Here is a 20,934-nt window from a genome sequence, read left to right on the forward strand (position 1 = left end):
TTCTTAGGGAGAGATAACGATGAAAAGAATGCTTTATGCTATGATCGCCCTTACCATGATCTGGGCTCTTCAGATGCCCACGAGTGCCCAGGCGCGTGATTATATCTCCATCGTCGGCTCATCCACCGTGTATCCTTTTTCTACGACGGTGGCCGAACAGTTCGGCAAAGCCTATGGATTCAAAACGCCCAAGGTGGAATCCACCGGTACGGGCGGTGGGTTCAAGCTGTTCTGCGGCGGTGTTGGAGTGGAACATCCCGACATCAGCAATGCGTCCCGCGCCATAAAGAAGTCCGAGTTGGAAGCCTGCGCCCAAAACGGCGTCAAAGAGATCGTCGAGGTGAAGATCGGATTCGATGGGATCGTTTTGGCGAACAGCAAAAAGTCCCCTGTCTTCCAGCTTACCCGAAAAGACATCTTTCTCGCTTTGGCGGCGCAAATTCCTGATTCCAGCGGAGCGATGGTGAAAAACCCCCATAAGACATGGAAGGACGTGAATCCTGCTCTGCCGGCGACGAAAATTGAGGTTCTCGGTCCTCCTCCCACGTCCGGAACCCGGGACGCGTTCCTGGAGCTGGCCATGGAAGAAGGGGCGTCGGAGATCGAATCCTTGAAGGCGTTGAAAAAGAGCGATGAAAAAGCCTTCAGGAAGGTGGCGCACAGCATCCGGGAAGATGGGGCGTGGATTGATGCTGGGGAAAACGACAACCTCATCGTGCAGAAACTCATGACGAACCCCGATGCTGTTGGGGTATTTGGCTTCAGCTTTCTGGATCAAAACACGGACAAGATCCAAGGCGCCCAAGTCAACGGCGTCGCTCCCACGTTTGAAACGATCGCCGCACAGCAGTACCCCCTGTCGAGGCCCCTTTTCTTTTACGTGAAAAAGGCTCACGTGGGGAGTATTCCTGGAATTAAGGAATTTGTTCAGGAGTTCACCGAGGAGAAGGCGTGGGGCCCGAACGGATACTTGGCCGACAAGGGTTTGATCCCGTTGCCCGAGGCGGAAAGGTCTGCCATGCGGGATGCGGCTCGCGCTTTGAAACCCATGGCCGTGCAATAAAAAGGCATGCTCCTCTGACGTGCCCGATTGATGGGGGCGGGAGGCCCCGCCCCTCATCATGCAGCGGCTCTTGCGTGGAAAGCGTATGGAACATATCATGGAATTCTTCGTGAGCACCAAAAACCTGAAGGGCGCGAGAAGCCCGGTACAGGGGGATCGGCAAGTGGTGGCGTACGACGAGCATCGGAAACAGAAGCCCCCGGAGCTTCCTGACAAAACCGTCGGGGACATCCATGTGGCCGACCCTCGTATGACGTGCCGTGGCGTAAATGTCTTCTATGGCGAAAAACAGGCCATTCGGAACGTGTCCATCGACATTGGCCGCAACGAGGTCCTGGCCATGATCGGGCCGTCGGGGTGCGGGAAATCCACCTTCTTGAGATGCCTCAACCGGATGAACGACACCATTGAAGGGTGCCGTGTGACGGGGACCATCACCTTGGATGGGCAAGACATTTACGATCCGGCGTTGGACGTGGTTCTGCTCCGCGCCCAGGTGGGCATGGTTTTTCAGAAGCCCAACCCGTTCCCCAAGTCCATTTATGACAATGTGGCCTACGGTCCCAAAATTCATGGCTTGGCCCAAACCCGGGATGAACTCGATGAGATCGTGGAGACCTCCCTCAGGAAAGCAGGCTTGTGGGACGAAGTGAAGGATCGTCTCAACCAATCGGGAACGAGCCTTTCCGGAGGGCAGCAGCAGAGGTTGTGTATCGCACGTGCCATTGCGGTGAACCCGGAAGTGATTCTCATGGACGAGCCATGTTCTGCCCTGGATCCCATCGCCACCGCCCGCATCGAAGACTTGATCCACGAGCTGAGAGAGCAGTACAGCATTGTCATAGTGACCCACTCTATGCAGCAGGCTGCCCGGGTGTCCCAAAGGACGGCGTTTTTCCACATGGGCGATCTCATTGAGGTGGGTTCAACGGACCGGATTTTCACCCGACCCCGCCACCGATTGACGGAAGACTACATCACAGGTCGCTTTGGATAACGTCTTGGGATTCTCCGAAAAGGATTTGAATGACATGATGGTGGCGGAGGATTTCCGGACCTGGACCGGTCAAGGTCACGGACCCGTCCTCGATAAGAAAAGCGATGTCGGCGACGCGGAGGATTCGGCGCACATGCTGGCCGGCTATGAGCAAGGTGAGGCCGCTCTTCCGAAGTTTTTGAAACGCGCTGCAAAAGCGGCGCACGACTTTGGGGCTGAGCCCGAGAAAAGGGTCGTCTAGGAGCAGCAGTCGGGCACCCGCCATCAGTCCCCTGCCAAGAGTCACCATCCGCTTCTCTCCGCCGCTCAGGGTCCCGGCCCTGTGGCGTTTTTTTTCTTCCAGCTCGGGGAAAAGACAAAAGACGAGCCGCAGCCTTTCCTCAATCCGGTGGCGGTGCAGGTAGCCCCCGACCTCCAGGTTTTCCAACACGGTCATCTCCGGGAACACACTCATCCCCTCGGGGACGTAGACCATCCCCAACCTCACGATGTCGGCCACGTCCAAGGTCTCCGTGCGTACGCCGGCGTAGAAAATTTCGCCGAGTACCGGCCGGATCATGCCGGCGACGGCCTTGAGAATGGTGGTTTTTCCGGCGCCGTTCGGTCCGACCATGGCCACGATCTGCTCGGACCAAACGGAAAAGGAGACGTCCTCAAGGACCGGGGTGGATCCGATGGAGGCGGAGAGATTCCGGACATCGAGCAAAGGAAGGTCGTTTTCTCCAAGCACCATGGACTTCATGCCTCTTCCGAAGGCTCTCGCTCACCGAGATACGCCGACAGGACTTCCGGATGATGGAGCACTTGGTGCGGCGGGCCTTCCACGATTTTCTCTCCTTGGTCCAAGGCCACCAGTCGATCGGAGACGCGCGCCGTGAGGTTCAGGAAATGATCCACCAGCAGAATGGTCATCCCGCGTTCCCGAAGCGACAGCACCAGCTGAGCAGCCTGGTTGACTGCGTGGGGACTGAGACCCGCGGCGATTTCATCCAAGAGCAGCAGTGTGGGGCGTGTGGCCAAGGCCCGTGCCACCTCAAGACGCCTTTGTTCTGAAAGGGTCAGTTCTTTTCCCAGAGTGTGTCGCTTGTCCCCGAGTCCGACCAGGTCGAGCCATGCGTCCGCTCGATCTTTGTCCGAAAGACGTCTTTGCGGTTCGGGACGGCCTTTGCCGAACCAGATGCCGATGAGCACGTTTTCTTCTGCGGTCATTTCGGGGAATGGGCGGGAAATCTGAAATGTGCGGCCAATGCCCGCCCGGCACACCTTGTGGGGCGGCCATCCTGTGATCGGACGACCCTGAAACAGGACATCTCCCCATGAAGCTTGAACCAGGCCGGAGATGACATTGAAAAGCGTCGTTTTTCCTGCCCCGTTCGGCCCAATCAGACTGACGATCTCTCCTGGGTGTACCGAAAAACTGACATCTTTCAAGACGGTGCGCCCTCCCAAACGCACGCCGAGTCGATGAATTTCCAAAAGCCGCTTCATTTTTTCCACAGTCCCAGCCCTTTGGGGAAGAAGAGCACGGCAGCGACGATCACAAGGCCGTAGACGGCGGCATGTCCCGCCGGCAATACGGGATGCAGGACGAGTTGGTCCAGAGGATAAAGGACAAGGGTGCCCAGGGCGGGACCGTACCAGCGGAATCGACCGCCCAAAATGGTCAGCACCAGCGGCATGGCGGAGAGGTGGGTGCTGAAAACGACCGGAGGTTCCACAAAACCGTGCAGGTGGGCGTAGAGCCCCCCGCACAGGCCGGTGAGCAAAGCGCTGAAGGTTATGGCGCTCCATTGCACCGCGTACACCGGGACTCCAAGAACACCCGCCGCCTGCTCATCTTCTCTCACAGCGCGCAGGGCCCAGCCCCATCGCGAGTGAATGGCCTGGTGGTGAATCCATGTGCCAGCCAGAAAGACCGCAAAGAGAGTGTAGTATTGAGTGGTGATACTTGAGGCAAAGTCTATAGGCAGTCCAAAGACATGGATAGTGGGCAACGGACGAATCCCCACAATTCCAAGGGACCCATGGGTGACGGATTCCCAATTGTCGGCGACGGCCTTGGGGATTTCCACAGCGGCGAGGGATACCAGGGCAAAAGTGGCCCCTCGAAGATTTCGGAACACGGCGGCGCATAACGCCCCGTATGCGGCGGCGCCGACGGCCCCTGCCGTGAGCGTCCAGACGATCTTTCCCCCTCCATAGTGATCCATCAACGCGACCCCATAGGCCCCAATGCCGAAGAACGCGGCATGGCCCAAGGAAATGAGCCCGCTCAAGGCTGTTAGATTCCAAGCCATGGCCACGACGGCATAAAGAAAAGCCATCATGAACACTCGGCAGATCAATTCCGGGTGGGGCGTCGCTATCGGCCAGGCCACCAGCACCAGAATCACCGCCCAGAAGATCAGAGAAAAAGGGAAGGACACGTGTCTCACAGTTCCGGGGCCGACCTCTTCCCCACCAGCAATCCGTGAGGTTTCCACAATAGCAAAACGATCAAGATCAGAGCGCTCACCAACTCCCGCCAGTTCGTCCCCAGTACCAGCGCCGCACTGGACTCCAAAGCCGCTAACACACAAGCTCCCAGCAATAGACTTCGAATATGCCCCGCGCCGGCAAAAATCGTGATCACGACGGCAATCATAGTGGCTTCCATACCGCCGGCTGGATGCAAATAGGCGAGTCGTCCAAAGATCGGTCCGGCCAGACCGATAAGCAGGCCGCCGATGGCAAACGCTACCCCTTTAATCCGATCCACATGAATTCCCGCCAAGCGGGCTGCCTCTCGGCCCTGAATGGTGGCCCGCAGCGCTTTGCCCAGAAAAGTTCGGTGCAGCAGTAGAAAAACGGCGGCGGTAGCCGTCGACGACAGGAAAAAACTCCACAGGTGGGTTGCGGTGACGTAAGCCCCAGGGGAAATGCTGAGTACGGGGCCTCCTCCAGAGGGAATGAGACGGTAGTCGGCACTGAAGAAAAACAGCATCACGTTTTGCACGATGAGGGCCATGCCGAAGGTGAGGACGAGTGAATTGAGTTCGAAGGGTTCACCCACTTTTTTGAGCACGCGATGCATGCCCAGGAGAACGGCGCTGAGGCTCAGCATGCACAAGGGAAGCGTCATCCAAAAGTCCAGGCCGTAGGTTTTCATGAGCGCGTAGGCCAAATAACCACTGAGGACGACCAGTTCTCCGTGGGCGAGGTTAAACGCGTGAGTGACGCCAAAAATCAGCGAAAACCCAAGAGCCGTGAGGGTGTAGAAAAAACCGAGGGACAAGACGCCGATGAGAAACTGGGCCCACATGATCGATCGTTCGCCCGACTAGGAGTCTCCTTGAGGATGAGTGGCTGCCGGATCCTGCATGAGTCGTCCATCCGGTTCCTGAGGTCTCGGGAGGAGGTTGTCCTCCCGGCCCAATGCGCTCGTAACGGAGCGTCTTGCCATACTGGTCCGGACAAGTATCCCAAGAAGCCGGTCAAAATCCATGATCCAAGCGGCTTCTAGGGCAATGGTCCGGTCATGGGCATCCACGTGCCTTGAGCACGCTCCGCCGGGAAAATCGGCACAAGGCGACCGTTTTGGATTTGGACGACAACCTGGCGATAATGGAGCGGATCGCCTTTGGCGTCAAATTGAACACGCTCCATGGGCAGCGTGAGGTCAGTGGCTCTCAAGGCTTCCGCAATGTGGGGTCCGTCCAGAGGAGCGCCTTGCGCCGCAACGGTTCGTATAGCTTCAAGGAGCACCCGGGCCGATGTGTAGCCGTGCATCACTGTGGATGTGGGTTCGCGGCCGTATTTTTCACGAAACTTTTCTGTGAAAAGCCGGGATGCCTCTTCCGTTCCAGGGACCGGGAAATCCGGCTGCCATGCGCTGAGGCCCAGGAGGTTTTCCGCGGCTTGGCCCATCTGTTGGATGAATTCCGGATAAGCGACGCCCCACGGGCCGATATAGGCGATGAGGGGTAGGTTTTGCTCACGGATCTGTCGGACCAAAATCAGGTGATCCGGGAAGAAGCCGGCACTGATGAGCACTTCCACGTGAAGCGATCGCATTTTGACAAGAAACGGCGCAAAATCCGGGGTTCCCGGCCGAAACTTCTCAACAAGCGCCAGCTCGAGGCCCGCACGCTTAAGACACCGGAAGAGGGTTTGCGAAAATTCTGTGGCTCCGGGTGTGGCCGCATGGAGTATCGCCACTCTCTTCTCGGGCACGATTTCAGGAAGAAACCCGCACAGGGGCTCGGTGACCCCGTCGAGATGCGCGATTCGGAAGAAGAAAGGATTTTTCCCTTGAAGTGTCAGGTCTTTCTGAAGGCTTGCCGAAGCCACGTAGGGGATTCGGGCTTTCAGAGCGAGCTGGCTGATGGGTCCGACGAGGGAATCCACATAGCCGCCGGTCAGGGCGATGACTTTTTCCCGATAGATCAAGTCCTGAACCTGGTTGAGAGCCGTTTCGGGCTGGCTTTGGTCATCCCGGGACAAGAGTTGGACGTCACGCCCGGCAATCCCGCCGCTTCGATTGATTTCCTCCACGGCGTATTCAATGCCACTCAAGATTTCCTGTCCGTGATTGGCCAGCTTGCCCGTAAGGGGATTGATAGCACCCAGGCGCACTGGACTTGACGTCCATCCGTTGTGAGCAGCCGAGAGTCCCACGATCCCTGCAATGAGGCCCAGGATAAAAAGCCGTGCCCCAGACATCGCCCCCCCTCCTCCCAAGTGGCTTTGGGCTGTCTTTCCGTCAAGTGTCCTGCCCCTTTCCCGCACACACCATATGCCATAGGGGGAACAGGGGCAAGATCGTTTCATTCCGCGATCTCAGCCTTCCACTTCAAGCACATACCCAACGGGAGCAAAGGCAAAACGGGGACCGAATTCCGCCGACAACCGAGCGATGGGCCCCTGCCCCGTACAGTGACTGACCGCGAGAATTTGGATATCGAACTTTTTCATGGCCTGCATGGTATTTTCCAATTGGTCCGCCGGCGAAAAACCCAAGTGGGTTCCTCCGAGCACCGCGTAGACGCGGCTTTCCCCGGATTGGCTGGTCAGATGTTCCAAGATGTTGATCAGTCCGGCGTGGGCGCACCCCAGGATGACCACAAGGCCTTTGGGGGTCTTCAGGGCGAGGGAGTAATCGTCTCGAAACGGGTCCGGAGTCCATTGCCCGTTGGATTGGATGACAAACTTGGGGTCACCCGTTTCGAAATCGGTGCGCCGAGGGACTTCTCCCGAAACAAAGACATTGGGAGCGATTTCCGTGAAAGTGTCCGTCCACTGGAATTGGGCCCCTCGGGTTGACAGATAAGCTTCCCGCCACGGCATCCCGATGGAAACCGGCCTCTCTACGGGGCCGACAAGCATATAGCGGAACCGTTCCAAAAGGACATCCGGGTGGGCGACCACCGGGCAGGGGCCGCGGACACCGAGGAACGATAACATTCCACCCGTGTGGTCAAAATGGCCGTGACTGAGCACGAGCTTTTCCACTTTGGAGAGATCTTTTTTCAGTCGCAGGGAATTTTGAATCAGCCCGAAGCCTTGGCCGGTGTCAAAAAGAAGTACAGCTTCGGGAGCTTCGACATAGGCCGCAAAGCCGTGTTCTCCAATAAGTCCGGGAACGGGAACGGTGTTTTCACACAGCACGGTGACTTTGTATCCCATGGCCCACTCCTTTCTTCGATGAAAGCCCGCGGTGGATGCCTGCACCTAAAAAACAGTCTAGCCCAAAAGGATGAGGCGGCATAGAGTCTATGCCGCCTCATCGAGTTCCACGCACTGCAGGAAGGCTATTTCCTCAGCATCCGCCGCAGAAGCTTTCCGGTGGGGGTTCTCGGCAACGAATCGACGAATTCCACCAACCGAGGCAGTTTGTACACCGCGATGTGCTGTTTCAAGAACTCCTTCAGCTCTTCAAAAAAGGCGTCATTGCCTTCGTAGCCCGGCTTCATGACGATGAACGCCTTGGTGACTTGGCCCTTTTCCGGATCGGGCACGCCGATGACGCCCGCATCGGCCACAGCCGGGTGCTTGAGGATGGCCTCTTCCACTTCTGCAGGGCCGATCCGGTAACCCGAGCTCTTGATCATGTCGTCTTCGCGGGAGACAAAGAAGATGTTGCCGTCCTCGCGCATGAAGACCGCGTCGCCCATCTGGTTCCAGCCGTTCTTGACACCCTTCTGCTGGGATTTGAGCAACCGCTCTCCATCCACGTAGGGCTTCCAGTAGAGGGTCCCCGACGGTCCTTTAATGATCATGCTGCCCACTTCGTTGGGTTTGCAGTCGTTCCACTCCGCATCCACCACGCGGACCAAAACACCGGGCAAAGGCTTGCCGATGGAATTGGGAACGGGTTCGGGATTCAATGTATTGGAGGTCAGGAGGTGCAGCATTTCCGTGCCGCCTAGCCCTTCCCAGATGGGCTGCCCTGTGAGCTTTGTCCAGCCTTCCAGCGTCTCCGCTCCCAGGGCGTCGCCGCCGGATGTGCACAGGCGGACACTGCTGAAATCGTACTTCTTGAAGTCAGGGAACTTCATCAAGGCCCGGTAGGCTGTGGGAAGTCCTGTGAGCACCGTGATCTTGTGCTTTCCGATAAGTTCCATCATGTCGGCCGGCGCGAATTTGGGCAAAAGCGAAATGCCCGCCCCGCCCTCGAAGGGGATTAGGGTGAATGTGCCGAAGCCGGCGGCGAAGGAAACCGGGGCCGCGCCGCCCAAAATGTCACCAGGCTTCAAATTGTAAACATATTTGTTGACCAGCCGGGTTTCGATAATGACAGGCCGGACGAAATGCACGCAGCCTTTAGGCATTCCCGTGGTGCCCGACGTATAGAGGATGACCCCGATGTCATTGGCTTTGAGCATGGTCGGCTGGAGATCGGGGGACCCCTGCTGCAGCATCTCCTCGTAAACCAGATGCCCTTGAGATTTCACTTCATCGGGGTTCCCGCCGATCACGATAACCTTCGTGCCGTATTCGAAATCGTGCTTGGCCTCTTCCACAGGGCCCATGAGCGGGGCGTTGACCACGAAGAACTTCATCTCCGCGTTGTTGACGACAAAGGCCACTTCTTCCTTCGACCATAAAGGAGACGTGGGAATAGGGATGGCCCCGATTTTTTCAATGGCGAAGATGGTCACAAGCGCTTGTGGCGAATTGACAAGACGGATACCGATGCGATCTTGGGGTTCTGCGCCGGCGGCTTTCAAAGCGTTGCCGAATTTGTTGACCATTTGCTGGAGCTGGGCGTAGGTGAACTGCTTGTCCATGAATTTGATGGCAATGTTGTCTCCCCGCCCTTCGCGCACATGCCTGTCCAACAGGTAGTCGGCAAGATTGAGTTCCATGGGGGTGTCGGCAAATTCCTCCGGCACGATGTACTCGGGCCACATGTCTTTTGGGGGGAGATAATTTTCCGGTATTTTCGCCATGCTCATTCCTCCTTGACCTGCTCGTTGCACATGGATGCCAACGCGGGGCGTCCGCTCGGCATCAAATTGCCTTTCCAAGGGCGTGGAGCCGTGCTGTGCATCACCTCCTTTGCCGCAATGATCACTTCACAAGAGAGAAGAAAAGGTATCCCCGCCGAGAGAGATTCTCAGCGTTGACACACTGACGGACCTTGATCCGTGGTGTGGTAGGTAAAGCCCGTGGCAGAGGAGCACATGTGAAAGGACTGGAAAAGGAGCTTTTCCCCGCGGGAGGTTTCCCGTGCCGATGGATGGCGCACCGTCTATGGATGGTGGATCAGATCGTGGGCTTCACCGGTGCTGTTTTTGACAGGTCTGTCTTTACGCTTCCGCCGAGACGACTTCGATGCCTTCCTCCTTCAAGGATCCAATGATGGGTTCCATGGGGCATTTCTTGAGACGAAAGGAATAAACGGCTTCGTCGGCATCCGTGGGTTGCACATAGCACACGCTGATAATTTCCGCGCCCTTGTCTTGGAGCAACCGGGTGACGCTGTCCAACGACTGCTTCGGCCCCATCAGCTTCACATCCAAGCGGCTGGAACTTTGCATGAGTCCCAACATGGAAATCAAAGCCGACAGCATATCCACCACGGTGATCACGCCGACGAGTTTTCCCTCGTCCACGACCGGAAGGCCGCCGATGCGGTTTCTCAAAGTCAACTGGGCCGCTGTCTCCAAGGAATCGTTCGGGCCCACCGTGATGGGGTGCCGCACCATGACATCCTCGACAGAAAGCTCTTCCAGCATCGAGGCGATGAGGACGCTGCGCAGGTCGGCGTCGGTCACCCAGCCGACCAAAGTGCCGTCGGATTGGACCACCGGGAGATGTCGGATGGAGTGGCGCTTCATGAGCTTCAAAGCATCCTGGACGGATGCTTCCTTGGTTGTGGTCACCACATCCGTAGTCATCCAGTGGCGAACGATCATCCTCGGAACCTACCGATCAAGGTGAAAAGGCTTGTTGATTGATGCACTGTGCGCTGCGGTGGTGGGCATGCCCCACTTGGGGTCCCCTTCGCAGCAAAGCCTAAGAAAAGTGCCTCAGGATTGCAAGAGAAAAATCGTACATAGTTTGGAGTCCTCATAGAGACCCTGCGTTGACTTGAAATGACCTTCCGATATACTGGGCGACAATTGATGAAAAAAGCGGGAGCACTAAGGGCTCTTGAGCTGTTGGCGGAAGAAAAAAAGAAAGGAAAGAGGACTTTGAGAGACCCCAAATACATTTTTATCACCGGCGGGGTGCTGTCCTCCTTGGGCAAGGGGCTTGCGGCCGCCTCCATCGGGGCGCTTATGGAAAGTCGAGGACTCCGGGTCACCCTCCAGAAGCTGGATCCTTACATTAACGTGGACCCAGGAACCATGAATCCTTTCCAGCATGGCGAAGTGTACGTCACGGACGACGGGGCCGAGACGGATTTGGATCTCGGCCACTACGAACGCTTCACCCACGCGCGTATGGGCAAACGCAACAATTACACTTCGGGAAGCATTTACTACAGCGTGATCACCAAGGAACGACGGGGGGACTATCTTGGGGGGACGGTTCAGGTGATCCCCCATGTCACAGACGAGATCAAAACGTGCATCCGCCAAGTCGCCGACGGCGTGGATTTGGTCATCGTGGAAATCGGGGGGACCGTCGGTGATATCGAAAGTCTTCCTTTTCTTGAGGCCATCCGGCAGTTCCGCATCGATGTTGGCCGGGAAAACGCTTTGTATATCCATGTGACTCTGGTGCCGTATGTCAAAGCTGCCGGTGAAGTCAAAACAAAGCCGACGCAGCACAGCGTCAAAGAATTGCGCGGCATCGGCATCCAGCCGGATATCCTTCTGTGTCGCACCGAACTTCCTCTGTCCAAAGATATCAAGGCGAAAATTGGTCATTTCTGTAACGTGGAACCCGATGCCGTCATTACAGCCATCGATGTGGATTGTATCTATGAGGTGCCTCTGTGTTTCCACGAAGAGGGACTTGACGAGAAGATCCTAAAAAAACTGAACATTTGGACTCGAGCTCCTCAGTTGGACGAGTGGAGGGAGTTGATTCGGCGCATGAAGAACCCATCCCGGGAAGTGACCATTGCCGTGGTGGGCAAGTACATCGATCTGCGGGAATCGTACAAGAGCCTGAACGAAGCTTTGGCGCACGGCGGGGCGGCCAACGACGCGCGCGTGCACTTGAACTATATCGATTCGGAGATGGTGGAGCGCACCGGTGGGGAAGCGCTGCTGCATGAGGCCGATGGCATCCTTGTGCCCGGGGGGTTTGGTTCTAGGGGGATCGAAGGAAAAATCAAAGCCATCCGTTACGCCCGAGAACATAAGGTGCCGTTTTTTGGGATTTGCCTTGGCATGCAGATGGCCGTTGTGGAGTTTGCCCGCAACGTGGCCGGCTTGGAAGGGGCGCACAGCATGGAAATCGACAAACACACACCTCATCCGGTGATTTTTCTCATGAGGGAGTGGTTCGACTACAAGAACAACAAACTGGTGCGCCGACATGAAGACTCCGATCTGGGCGGGACCATGCGTCTCGGGGCGTATCCGTGTCTGCTGGAGCCGGGGAGCTTCGCCCATCAGGCGTACCAAAAGATGGAGATCTCGGAGCGGCATCGGCACCGTTATGAATTCAACAACGAGTATCGGGAGATCTTGGGCCGGGCCGGGATGCGGTTCACCGGCTTGTCGCCGGACCGCAATCTGGTGGAGATCATCGAACTTCCGGATCATCCGTGGTTCCTAGGCTGTCAGTTTCATCCGGAGTTCAAGTCCAGACCCATGGATCCCCATCCGCTCTTTCAGGCGTTCGTCAGGAAAAGTTTGGAGTTTTTCGAGAAGAAATCTGCTGGGGCGAAGGGTCAGAACTCCGCCTAAAGGCTGCGGGAAAGAGAGTGACCTTTGTGGACGAGAAGGTGTCTCCCATCTGGATCGGCGGCCTTCCTTTCGGGAAGGAGCGATTCTTTGTCATCGCCGGGCCATGCGTTTTAGAAAGCGAAGACCTGGCGTTGCGTGTGGCCTCCACGTTGGCTCAAATCTGCCGGGAATTAGAAATCCCTTACATCTTCAAAAGCTCTTACGACAAAGCCAACCGAACCTCCATTCATTCCTATCGGGGTCCGGGGATGACGGAAGGGCTCAAGATTCTGGAACGGGTCCGGTCTGAAATCGGGGTGCCGGTGATCACCGATGTCCACTCAGTGGAGGAAACGGCTCCGGTGGCCCAGGTGGTGGATGTGCTTCAGATCCCCGCTTTTCTTGCCCGCCAGACGGACCTGGTGGTGGCGGCCGCAAGGACGGGCAAACCCGTCAACCTGAAAAAGGCGCAGTTCCTGGCCCCTTGGGACATGTTTCAGGTTGTGCAGAAAGCGGAAAGTGCGGGTAACCGACAAATTTTCATCACAGAACGAGGGACCTGTTTTGGATACAATGCCCTAGTGGTGGACATGCGCTCCGTGTTTCTCCTCAGCCGGTCCCCGTATCCTTTGGTTTTTGATGCCACGCACAGTGTACAGATTCCCGGCGGGCAGGGCACAGCCTCGGGTGGAGAGCGCCGTTTTGTGGAAAGCCTGGCTCGGGCAGCCGTGGCGGCGGGAGCGGACGGCATTTTCATGGAGGTCCACGAGGATCCGGACAAAGCGTTGTGTGACGGTCCCAATGCCGTACCTCTTCGCGAGGCGCGGGGTATCCTCTCGGCGCTCAAAGACCTTTACCAGGTGACCCGGAAGCATCCGTTTCTTCTTCAGGAGGAGACCGCTTCCCCGCCGGGGGGGCCAAGAGTCTGTTAACCACTTCTTTAAGAGGCTGGTCACAGTCTGAGAGTGTGAGACCTCCACATACCCAAGGGGGCAGGATGAAACACGGAGCCGCTTCCAATCCAGTGGACGATGGGCTCAAGCAGCGCATTCTTCCCGTGCGTCTGGTCATCTTCGATGTCGACGGTGTGCTCACCGACGGCGGAATCACGATCCACGATGACGGCTCGGAATCCAAGACCTTCGATGTCAAAGACGGTCATGGGATGAAGCTATTGCAGCGCGCGGGGTTGCAGATTGCGCTGATTTCCGGGCGCTATTGCGCTTCCGTGGAGCACCGGGCGAAAGGTTTGGGGATCGACCATGTCTACCAAGGCATCCACCGCAAGGTGGAAGCCTATGAAAAAATCAAGACCTCCACCGGGTTGGATGACCGGAACATAGCCTATGTAGGTGATGATCTCATCGATATTCCGGTCATGCGCCGCGTGGGTTTCGCCGTGTGTGTTCCCGATGCTGTGGAACACGTAAAGCCTTTTGCGCATTACGTGACCAGCCGCCCAGGGGGCAAGGGGGCCGCACGGGAACTTTGTGAACTGATTCTGCAAGTCCAGGGTCTATGGGAGAGTGTCACCGCCCGCTATTTCCAAGAAGACCTAGGCTAAGGCGTTTTCGCAGAAACGCCTTGTAAGTGGTGCGTCCCAGCGGGATGCCGAGGAAATCCTGGGCCCATTGGGGCCTGCGGGAAAAAAGAGCGACGAAGAATCCCGGGAATCGATAGACCCACCGAGCAAAAAGCGCGGCATATTGCAGGTTGTCCCCCATGGCTTCGAGGCATCGGGATCGGTAGACCTGGTGGAGGGGATGCCTCAGGTTTCCCCGAAGAGCATCAGTGATGGTGGCCGCGGCGATTTGCCCCGATCGTATGGCATAGTAAATGCCCTCTCCAGAGAAAGCCTCTCCGAAGCTGCCTGCATCTCCCGCATAGAGGATCCGCCGTGTGCCGAGGACGGGTGCGATGCCGCGGCAGGGGATGGCGCTGCCATGATAACGCCTCTCCTCGGGACCTCCGATTCTTCGCACAAAATCGGCGAAGGCTTTCGCCGTGGAAGAATGACCGCGGTGAAGGCCGCCCACACCGATGGAATAAGCGTCTCGAAGGGGGAACACCCAGCCGTATCCTTGCGGATGGGCATCAAAGTAAAATTCCAGGAGGTCCTTTGTTTTTCTGGGGGAAAGCCATTCCTGAGAAGCGTCGTAGCGGCGAGTCACGGCTTTCCACCGCATTCCTTCACTTCCTGGGCCGGGCAGGCGCTTGGAAAGAAGGCCGGTGGCGCCATAAGCGAGCACCACATATCGGCTCCGGTATTGCCCCCGGGTGGTTTTCACGGTGACCTCGTGCTCGGTTTCCTCCAGCCCCACGACTTTTTCTTCCATCCGGATTGTGGCCCCGGCTTCCCGCGCCTTTTCCAAGAGGAGATGGTCAAAGATTTCGCGGCGCACCAGGATGGCGATGGGGTGGGGAAGACGAGCCTCCACGCTACGGGAGCCGCAGAGGGCTCGGATGCCGTAAATGAAGCCGTCGACGGCGGTGTCGGGCAGAGGAAACCCAAGGGCTCTGACGCCGTTCATGGACAGAGCCCCGCCGCAGGGCTTCTGTCGAAGAAAGAGCTCTTTTTCGAGGCATAGGGTGTGCAAACCATGCCGGGCTGCCATGCGGGCGGCAGCGGCTCCCGCAGGTCCGGCACCCACAACCAAGCAATCCGCTGTCATCTTGAACCGTATCGTGCGATCTTGAATGGGCCCGTTCTTGGGATCCTCACCAACAGCTTAGATTCGTAAAGGCAAAAAGCGGGCCTGTCAATGGCTGGGCATGGGGTATGATCCTTTACAGTGCAAAAGAGCGCGTGTTAAATACCCTAAGAAGTTTGAGGAACGGAGAAAGGAGTGGAGCGCTCCATGACAAGGAGCGGAAAGGTCGTATGCTGGCTGCTCTTGGTGGTGGCCGTGGGAGTTGCGGCGGTCTTTTCCCATGCCGTGCTGAAAACCAAGAGGGAGAAGTCGGCGGAAGGAAATTCCGCACTGGCGTCTGTGGATTCGGACATCCGGTTGACGGACATGGACTACACCGAGGTGCAACAGGGAAAGCCCTTATGGCGCATCAAAGCCCATGAGGCGAAATACTACGAAGGTGAACAAAAGACCCTTTTGACTCAAGTCGATTTGACCCTTTTTTTGGAAGGCGATCGCGAAGTGCACCTGGTGAGTGACCACGGCCTGCTGCACACCGGCCGCAAAGACATTGAACTGTGGGGGCGTGTGACGGCCCGTGCCCCGGAGGGTTATGAGGTGCAGACCGACAAGGTTTATTACGAGCACAACAGCCAGCAAATCCGGTCGTTGTCGCCTGTGCGCTTTGTCGGGCCTCAGGTGGATCTCCAAGGCCGACAGTGGCACTATGATCTGTCGACTTCCATTGTCTATGTGGAGGGTGGCGTGCGGGCTCAGGTGCGCGGCTCCTTCTGGAACCGGACTGGAGGATCATGAAGGGTTTCGATGGGGTGATCCGGATTTTCCCGGGGAGTGCACGGAAAAGCTTGAACCATCTCATGATGGCATGCTGCATGACGCTCTTGATGGGTGGGCTGTGCGGCGTTGCCGCCCAGAGCCAGGGTCCCGCTGCGCTGCGTTCCGGGCAAGAAGCGGCCAAGCCCATCCAGATTGCCAGTGATCGGATGGTGGCGGATCAAAAGACCCGGACGGTGGTCTTTGAGGGTCATGTCACGGTGCAGCAAGGTTCCATGACCATCACGGGACAGAAACTCACCGTCTATGCCGCTGAAAAGGGTAAAGGGGCGGCGAAGGATTCGGGGGAAGTCACGGGGGATCAAATTGAGCGGATTGAGGTGGAAGGGAACGTGGTCATTTCCGAGCGGAACCGCGTGGCGACATCGCAGAAGGCCGTCCTCTTCAATCGGGAGCAGAAGATCGTCCTGATGGGAGATCCTGTGCTCGTTCAGGGCAAGGACAAGGTCCAGGGAGATCTCATCACCCTTTATTTAGAAGACCAGAGAAGTGTGGTGGAAGGCCGCGCAGGCAATCCGGTCCAAGCGGTTTTCCATCCCAAAGAGACGCCGCAAAAGCCATGACGACATCGGGACGCGTCCTGCGTACGGACAATCTGGTCAAGCAATACGGCGGGCGGGTGGTTGTTGATCGGGTCAGTCTCGAGGTCCGTCAGGGAGAGGTGGTCGGGCTGTTGGGTCCTAACGGTGCGGGAAAATCCACAACGTTTTACAGTGTCATCGGCATTATTCGGCCGGATGCCGGGGCGGTCTACCTCGATGGGGATAACATCGTCCGGAATCCCATGTACCTGCGGGCGCGCAAAGGGATCACCTATCTCCCGCAGGAACCCTCCGTGTTTCGCAAACTCACCGTTGAGGAAAATCTTCTGGCCGTTATGGAGACCCTCAAGATCGGTCGGGAAGAAAGAAAACAGAGGCTCGACGCTTTGCTGCGCGATCTCCGGATCGAGCATTTGGGGAAAAGTCGCGCGGACAGGCTCTCGGGTGGAGAACGGCGTCGATTGGAAATCAGTCGAGCCTTGGTGACACAGCCGAGTTTCATTTTGTTGGATGAGCCTTTTGCAGGCATTGATCCTATCGCCGTCGTGGAAATCCAGAGCTTGATCCGTTCCTTGAGAGACCGCGGGATCGGCGTGTTGATCTCCGATCACAATGTCCGAGAGACGCTCCGAGTCTGCGATCGCGCGTATATCATGCATGAGGGGCGAATCCTGGAACAGGGCCCGCCTCAAGTGATCGCCCAGAGCGAACTGGCGCGCAGAACTTACCTCGGACAAGAATTCAGCCTTTAGGGACGGGAAGACGTATGGCGTTGGAACTCAAACAACACATGAAACTGACGCAGCAACTGATCATAACTCCGCAGTTGCAGCAAGCCATCAAACTCTTGCAGCTCTCGCGTCTGGAACTTCTGGAGACGATCCAGCAGGAGTTGGAGGTCAACCCGGTATTGGAGGAAGTGGCGGATGCCGTCGAGGATGGGGAAATCAAGGACGAGACGGAGCCGGAACCAGCGAGAGTGGAAGAACGTTACGATGAAGTGGAAATCACGGAAAAGGTTCGCGACGATTTTGATTGGGAAAGCTTTTTGGAAGACTACAGCACGTACTCCCCGGTGACCAATGAAAGGGATCCCAACCAGGAGCCGCCGTCCTTCGAACAGCGCCTGACATCCAGACCGTCTTTGGAAGACCATCTCATGTGGCAGCTGTGTTTATCGGATTTTACCGAGCAGGAGCGTGAGGTGGCCGTGCAGATCATCGGAAATCTGAACTCTGACGGGTACCTTCTTGCCGACCTGGACGAGATCGCGCAGCTCACGGGGTGTTCCGTGGAGTACGTGGAGCATGTGCTCAAAAAGGTCCAGTCCTTTGACCCTCCCGGGGTCGCCGCCCGAACCCTGCAGGAGTGCCTGCTGATCCAAGCGCGCAACCTTGACGTTCCCAACGGTCTTGTGGAGACGATCATCCAGGATTACCTGCCGTACCTTGAAAATAAGAATTACCAAGGGCTGGTGAAGGTGCTTCGATGCCCCAAGGAGGAGGTCCAGGCGGCCGTTGAACTTATATTGAGTTTCGATCCCAAGCCGGGCCGGGCCTACAGCGAGGAAGACGTCCACTACGTCAGCCCGGATATCTATGTCCTGAAGGTGGATGATGAGTTCGTGGTGGTGCTCAACGAAGACGGCATGCCGAAACTGAGAGTCAACCCTTATTACAAGGAAGCGCTGCGCCGGGATTCCGGAGTGCCGGAAGAAGCTAAGGAATACATCCACGGCAAGCTTCGTTCTGCCGCGTGGCTGATCAAGAGCATCCATCAGCGTCAACGGACTTTGTACAAGGTGGCCCAAAGTATTGTCAATTTCCAGAGGGAATTCTTCGAAAGAGGTATCGCCCACCTCAAACCTATGGTCTTGCGCGACGTGGCGGAAGATGTGGGCATGCACGAATCCACCATTAGCAGGGTTACAACCAATAAATACATGCACACACCCCAGGGGATTTTTGAGTTGAAATATTTCTTTAACAGTTCCATAAACAGTGTTGTCGGAGAGGCGGTGGCTTCAGAAAGCGTCAAAGAGCGCATTCGCCAGCTGATTCGTGACGAAGATCCCGCCAATCCGTACAGTGACAAAGACTTGGTGGATCTGCTGCAGAAGGAAAACATTCGGATTGCGCGCCGAACAGTGGCCAAGTATCGGGAGATGCTTGGGATTTTGCCTTCACACAAAAGAAAGCGCGTGCTTTGGGGGACGTGATCCCCAAGAGAAACCCCGAGGACCACAAATGAACGGCCATAAGGAGTCCACTCATGCAGATTAACGTGGCGTTTCGACACACGGAACCTTCGGATGCTCTCAAAACGTATGCCGAAGATAAGGTCTCGAGAATCAAAAAATACCTGGAGGAGCCCATCGAGGTCAATGTGGTGTTGCAAGTGGAAAAATTCCGCCACATTGCCGATGTGACCGTTGAGTCCAACGGCGTCCGTATCAACGCGAGAGAAGAAACAGAGGATATGTACTCCGCTATTGATATGGTGGTGGATAAATTGGAAGGGCAGGTGAAGAAGTACAAAGAAAAACTTCGCAACCGAAAGCCCACCGCGTCCGAGAGGGCTCAGCGGCTCATGATGAACATCCTGGAATGGCCGGCCGAGGAAACGTTGGAACCTCGGGTGGTGACGACGCAGCAGCTCTATGCCAAACCCATGGACGTGGATGAAGCGGTCATGCAGCTTAACCTGTCCAACGGTGATTTTTTGGTTTTCACCAACCGAGCCACCATGCATGTCAACGTCCTGTACCGCCGCAAAGACGGCAATTATGGACTGATTGAACCCGTGCAATGATCCCGGGACACACGACGGAGACAATGTTGTCCACGAAGGGGAAACGGCATTAACGGAGGATCCCGAAGGATTGATGAAGATTGCGGATATCCTGCCGAAAGAGGCGATCATCGCCGAACTGGAAGCAAAGACGAAAAGAGAGGTCTTGGAAGAGCTGACAGATGCGCTGCTGCGTCATAAACCCCAGCTGGATCGGTCTCGATTGCTTGAAGTGCTTCTCGAGAGAGAAAAGCTGGGAAGCACGGGTATTGGCGAAGGGATCGCCATCCCGCATGGGAAAATCGAGAATCTGGATCATCTTGTGGTTTCTTTTGGGCGATCGACCCGAGGGATCGATTTTGAGTCCATGGACGGCAAGCCCGCGCATCTTTTCTTCTTGTTGGTGGCCCCGGAAAACTGCGCGGGCATTCATTTGAGAGCTTTGGCGAGGATCGCCCGGTTTTTGAAAAGTGCCACCGTCCGACGGCGTCTGGGTCTTGCAACGTCCCAGGAAGAGATTTTTGCGATTATCCAGCAAGAAGACGATGATTTTTAACGCTTGTGCTCCACTGGCTCCGTGGGGGGTCGGGGAGGTTCCCGACTCCCCCTTTTCTTTCTCAATCGGCGTGAACACAGCGCGACCCTGGTAAAACGTGCATGACGTTGAACTCCGAGCCACGCCCCCCTTTGCCGCTCAGGGCGGGGCGTTACCGGCCGTCATGTCCCACGGTGGGCAAATCCTGCCGGGAGGCGTCGAAGGCGACACCGCAGGCGGATGGGAAAATGCCGAAAAGAGACACGCATCTGGTCATCGTCACCGGGCTTTCCGGATCCGGTAAAAGCACGGCCATCAAGGCCTTTGAAGACATCGGGTACTTTTGCATCGACAACCTGCCGGTTCCCTTGTTGCCCTATTTTTTGGAACTGTGCGAGCAAGACAGACCCGACCTCAAGAAAGTGGCCCTGGGGATTGACATCCGAGGCCGGAGTTTTCTCCGTGACAGCGACCGACTCTTCCGGGATGTGGAGTCGGAAGGCTATGCCTTGGAGATCCTCTTTTTCGAGGCGACAACCGAGGTGCTCCAGCGGCGATTCAGCCAGACACGGCGCCTCCATCCCATCAGTGCCCAGGAATCCCGGTTGGTCGCCGCAATTCAAAGGGAGCGCGAGGAGCTGGCAGCCTTGCGAGCGCGTTCGACCCGTATTATCGACACCAGCGATTTTTCGGTGCATCAACTCAAAGCCTTGATCACGCGCACGTACTCCATGGTGAGCGATCAGGAGCGGTTGAGCGTTCAGGTGTTGTCCTTCGGCTTTAAGTACGGCTTGCCTTTGGAATCGGATATGGTCATGGATGTCCGGTTTCTGCCCAACCCCTATTTTGTCGATGACCTGCGTCCCTTGAGCGGGTGTGAGACACCGGTACGGGATTGGGTTTTGAGCCATTCGCAGGCCATGGAGTTTCTGGACGAGTACGCGACCTTACTGCTTAAGCTGTTGCCGCAATACGTTCAGGAAGGCAAGCGCTATCTTACGGTGGCCGTGGGCTGTACGGGAGGCAAACATCGTTCTGTGGTGATTGCCGAGCAGCTTGCTGACAGGGTGCGCCGTGCAGGTTATTATACAGTGTTATTCCATCGGGACGTCCACCTGGATGGCTGAGCGTCTTCCCGTGCGAGAAGAGGTGGAGAGCGGACGGGAGGTGCGGCTCAGCGGGTGTGTTCCGATC

General features: G+C 56.8%; 21 protein-coding genes. 12 read left to right on the forward strand and 9 right to left on the reverse strand.

The genetic code is table 11. The features are described 5' to 3' along the window. The first annotated feature begins 19 nt into the window (after positions 1-19). Both ACZ5K9_RS08440 and pstB read left to right on the forward strand, forming a co-directional pair. Entirely contained in the window at positions 20-1,063 is a 1,044-nt protein-coding gene (locus tag ACZ5K9_RS08440; RefSeq protein WP_464270895.1) for a PstS family phosphate ABC transporter substrate-binding protein, read from the forward strand. Positions 1,064-1,148: 85 nt separating this feature from the next. Further along, the gene (pstB, locus tag ACZ5K9_RS08445) at positions 1,149-2,060 is read left to right on the forward strand and encodes a phosphate ABC transporter ATP-binding protein PstB (RefSeq protein WP_464270896.1); all 912 of its coding nucleotides are present in this window, start codon (positions 1,149-1,151) and stop codon (positions 2,058-2,060) included. Here the strand turns inward: pstB and ACZ5K9_RS08450 are convergent. From ACZ5K9_RS08450 to ACZ5K9_RS08485, 8 genes are all read right to left on the reverse strand, one after another. Beyond that, a complete protein-coding gene (locus ACZ5K9_RS08450) occupies positions 2,041-2,802 on the reverse strand; it encodes an ABC transporter ATP-binding protein (protein WP_464270897.1) in 762 nt (253 codons plus the stop codon). The two genes, pstB and ACZ5K9_RS08450, sit on opposite strands and share 20 nt — an antisense overlap. Then, positions 2,799-3,548: an ABC transporter ATP-binding protein gene (locus tag ACZ5K9_RS08455; RefSeq protein ID WP_464273948.1), complete on the reverse strand. Its 750-nt coding sequence runs from the start codon at positions 3,546-3,548 to the stop codon at positions 2,799-2,801. Before ACZ5K9_RS08455 ends, ACZ5K9_RS08450 begins: the two co-directional genes overlap by 4 nt. Further along, positions 3,545-4,495, reverse strand: coding sequence for a branched-chain amino acid ABC transporter permease (locus ACZ5K9_RS08460; protein ID WP_464270898.1), 951 nt, complete (start codon positions 4,493-4,495; stop codon positions 3,545-3,547). Before ACZ5K9_RS08460 ends, ACZ5K9_RS08455 begins: the two co-directional genes overlap by 4 nt. Further along, positions 4,492-5,361 carry a branched-chain amino acid ABC transporter permease gene (locus ACZ5K9_RS08465; protein WP_464270899.1) on the reverse strand — a complete coding sequence of 290 codons (870 nt, stop codon included), beginning with the start codon at positions 5,359-5,361 and terminating at the stop codon, positions 4,492-4,494. Before ACZ5K9_RS08465 ends, ACZ5K9_RS08460 begins: the two co-directional genes overlap by 4 nt. 197 nt (positions 5,362-5,558) lie before the next feature. Beyond that, positions 5,559-6,761, reverse strand: a complete 1,203-nt coding sequence (locus ACZ5K9_RS08470; RefSeq protein WP_464270900.1) for an ABC transporter substrate-binding protein — start codon at positions 6,759-6,761, stop codon at positions 5,559-5,561. Positions 6,762-6,878: 117 nt separating this feature from the next. Beyond that, on the reverse strand, positions 6,879-7,724 hold the full coding sequence (locus ACZ5K9_RS08475) for an MBL fold metallo-hydrolase (RefSeq protein ID WP_464270901.1): 846 nt from the start codon (positions 7,722-7,724) through the stop codon (positions 6,879-6,881). A gap of 125 nt (positions 7,725-7,849) precedes the next feature. Then, positions 7,850-9,490, reverse strand: a complete 1,641-nt coding sequence (locus ACZ5K9_RS08480; protein WP_464270902.1) for an acyl-CoA synthetase — start codon at positions 9,488-9,490, stop codon at positions 7,850-7,852. 360 nt (positions 9,491-9,850) lie between these two features. After that, positions 9,851-10,459 (reverse strand): CBS domain-containing protein, encoded by a 609-nt coding sequence (locus ACZ5K9_RS08485; protein WP_464270903.1) that lies wholly within the window; start codon positions 10,457-10,459, stop codon positions 9,851-9,853. A 279-nt stretch (positions 10,460-10,738) separates the two neighbouring features. Here ACZ5K9_RS08485 and ACZ5K9_RS08490 point away from each other — a divergent pair, with 279 nt between their 5' ends. From ACZ5K9_RS08490 to ACZ5K9_RS08500, 3 genes are all read left to right on the forward strand, one after another. Then, complete coding sequence (locus ACZ5K9_RS08490) at positions 10,739-12,409, forward strand: CTP synthase (RefSeq protein WP_464270904.1); 1,671 nt, start codon at positions 10,739-10,741, stop codon at positions 12,407-12,409. A gap of 26 nt (positions 12,410-12,435) precedes the next feature. Continuing rightward, positions 12,436-13,320, forward strand: a complete 885-nt coding sequence (gene kdsA, locus ACZ5K9_RS08495; RefSeq protein WP_464270905.1) for a 3-deoxy-8-phosphooctulonate synthase — start codon at positions 12,436-12,438, stop codon at positions 13,318-13,320. 65 nt (positions 13,321-13,385) lie between these two features. Next, positions 13,386-13,952 carry a KdsC family phosphatase gene (locus tag ACZ5K9_RS08500; RefSeq protein ID WP_464270906.1) on the forward strand — a complete coding sequence of 189 codons (567 nt, stop codon included), beginning with the start codon at positions 13,386-13,388 and terminating at the stop codon, positions 13,950-13,952. Here the strand turns inward: ACZ5K9_RS08500 and ACZ5K9_RS08505 are convergent. Continuing rightward, the gene (locus ACZ5K9_RS08505; protein WP_464270907.1) at positions 13,918-15,060 is read right to left on the reverse strand and encodes a geranylgeranyl reductase family protein; all 1,143 of its coding nucleotides are present in this window, start codon (positions 15,058-15,060) and stop codon (positions 13,918-13,920) included. The genes ACZ5K9_RS08500 and ACZ5K9_RS08505 overlap by 35 nt on opposite strands. 186 nt (positions 15,061-15,246) lie before the next feature. Between ACZ5K9_RS08505 and lptC the strand changes: the two genes are divergently transcribed. The 7 genes from lptC to rapZ all read left to right on the forward strand — a co-directional run bounded on the left by lptC (position 15,247) and on the right by rapZ (position 20,867). After that, positions 15,247-15,834, forward strand: coding sequence for an LPS export ABC transporter periplasmic protein LptC (gene lptC, locus ACZ5K9_RS08510; protein ID WP_464270908.1), 588 nt, complete (start codon positions 15,247-15,249; stop codon positions 15,832-15,834). Further along, entirely contained in the window at positions 15,831-16,436 is a 606-nt protein-coding gene (gene lptA, locus ACZ5K9_RS08515) for a lipopolysaccharide transport periplasmic protein LptA (RefSeq protein ID WP_464270909.1), read from the forward strand. The genes lptC and lptA overlap by 4 nt, the downstream gene beginning before the upstream one ends. Further along, on the forward strand, positions 16,433-17,167 hold the full coding sequence (gene lptB, locus ACZ5K9_RS08520) for an LPS export ABC transporter ATP-binding protein (protein ID WP_464270910.1): 735 nt from the start codon (positions 16,433-16,435) through the stop codon (positions 17,165-17,167). Before lptA ends, lptB begins: the two co-directional genes overlap by 4 nt. Positions 17,168-17,181: 14 nt before the next feature. After that, entirely contained in the window at positions 17,182-18,633 is a 1,452-nt protein-coding gene (rpoN, locus tag ACZ5K9_RS08525) for an RNA polymerase factor sigma-54 (protein WP_464270911.1), read from the forward strand. Between the two features lie 53 nt (positions 18,634-18,686). Next, positions 18,687-19,226 carry a ribosome hibernation-promoting factor, HPF/YfiA family gene (hpf, locus tag ACZ5K9_RS08530; RefSeq protein ID WP_464270912.1) on the forward strand — a complete coding sequence of 180 codons (540 nt, stop codon included), beginning with the start codon at positions 18,687-18,689 and terminating at the stop codon, positions 19,224-19,226. 73 nt (positions 19,227-19,299) lie between these two features. Beyond that, positions 19,300-19,761 (forward strand): PTS sugar transporter subunit IIA, encoded by a 462-nt coding sequence (locus tag ACZ5K9_RS08535; protein ID WP_464270913.1) that lies wholly within the window; start codon positions 19,300-19,302, stop codon positions 19,759-19,761. Between the two features lie 227 nt (positions 19,762-19,988). Beyond that, positions 19,989-20,867 (forward strand): RNase adapter RapZ, encoded by an 879-nt coding sequence (rapZ, locus tag ACZ5K9_RS08540; protein WP_464270914.1) that lies wholly within the window; start codon positions 19,989-19,991, stop codon positions 20,865-20,867. The last annotated feature ends 67 nt before the right edge of the window (positions 20,868-20,934 follow it).

Source organism: Desulfosoma profundi (genome assembly GCF_055387865.1).

Bases quoted from the DNA above. Each gene is read 5' to 3' on its own strand.
- lptC (WP_464270908.1), top strand. From the start codon at position 15,247: ATGACAAGGAGCGGAAAGGTCGTATGCTGGCTGCTCTTGGTGGTGGCC.
- ACZ5K9_RS08450 (WP_464270897.1), bottom strand. From the start codon at position 2,802: ATGAAGTCCATGGTGCTTGGAGAAAACGACCTTCCTTTGCTCGATGTC.
- ACZ5K9_RS08535 (WP_464270913.1), top strand. From the start codon at position 19,300: ATGAAGATTGCGGATATCCTGCCGAAAGAGGCGATCATCGCCGAACTG.
- lptB (WP_464270910.1), top strand. From the start codon at position 16,433: ATGACGACATCGGGACGCGTCCTGCGTACGGACAATCTGGTCAAGCAA.
- rapZ (WP_464270914.1), top strand. From the start codon at position 19,989: ATGCCGAAAAGAGACACGCATCTGGTCATCGTCACCGGGCTTTCCGGA.
- ACZ5K9_RS08440 (WP_464270895.1), top strand. From the start codon at position 20: ATGAAAAGAATGCTTTATGCTATGATCGCCCTTACCATGATCTGGGCT.
- ACZ5K9_RS08455 (WP_464273948.1), bottom strand. From the start codon at position 3,548: ATGAAGCGGCTTTTGGAAATTCATCGACTCGGCGTGCGTTTGGGAGGG.
- ACZ5K9_RS08470 (WP_464270900.1), bottom strand. From the start codon at position 6,761: ATGTCTGGGGCACGGCTTTTTATCCTGGGCCTCATTGCAGGGATCGTG.
- ACZ5K9_RS08475 (WP_464270901.1), bottom strand. From the start codon at position 7,724: ATGGGATACAAAGTCACCGTGCTGTGTGAAAACACCGTTCCCGTTCCC.
- ACZ5K9_RS08505 (WP_464270907.1), bottom strand. From the start codon at position 15,060: ATGACAGCGGATTGCTTGGTTGTGGGTGCCGGACCTGCGGGAGCCGCT.
- ACZ5K9_RS08485 (WP_464270903.1), bottom strand. From the start codon at position 10,459: ATGATCGTTCGCCACTGGATGACTACGGATGTGGTGACCACAACCAAG.
- rpoN (WP_464270911.1), top strand. From the start codon at position 17,182: ATGGCGTTGGAACTCAAACAACACATGAAACTGACGCAGCAACTGATC.
- ACZ5K9_RS08480 (WP_464270902.1), bottom strand. From the start codon at position 9,490: ATGGCGAAAATACCGGAAAATTATCTCCCCCCAAAAGACATGTGGCCC.
- hpf (WP_464270912.1), top strand. From the start codon at position 18,687: ATGCAGATTAACGTGGCGTTTCGACACACGGAACCTTCGGATGCTCTC.
- pstB (WP_464270896.1), top strand. From the start codon at position 1,149: ATGGAACATATCATGGAATTCTTCGTGAGCACCAAAAACCTGAAGGGC.
- ACZ5K9_RS08465 (WP_464270899.1), bottom strand. From the start codon at position 5,361: ATGTGGGCCCAGTTTCTCATCGGCGTCTTGTCCCTCGGTTTTTTCTAC.
- ACZ5K9_RS08500 (WP_464270906.1), top strand. From the start codon at position 13,386: ATGAAACACGGAGCCGCTTCCAATCCAGTGGACGATGGGCTCAAGCAG.
- lptA (WP_464270909.1), top strand. From the start codon at position 15,831: ATGAAGGGTTTCGATGGGGTGATCCGGATTTTCCCGGGGAGTGCACGG.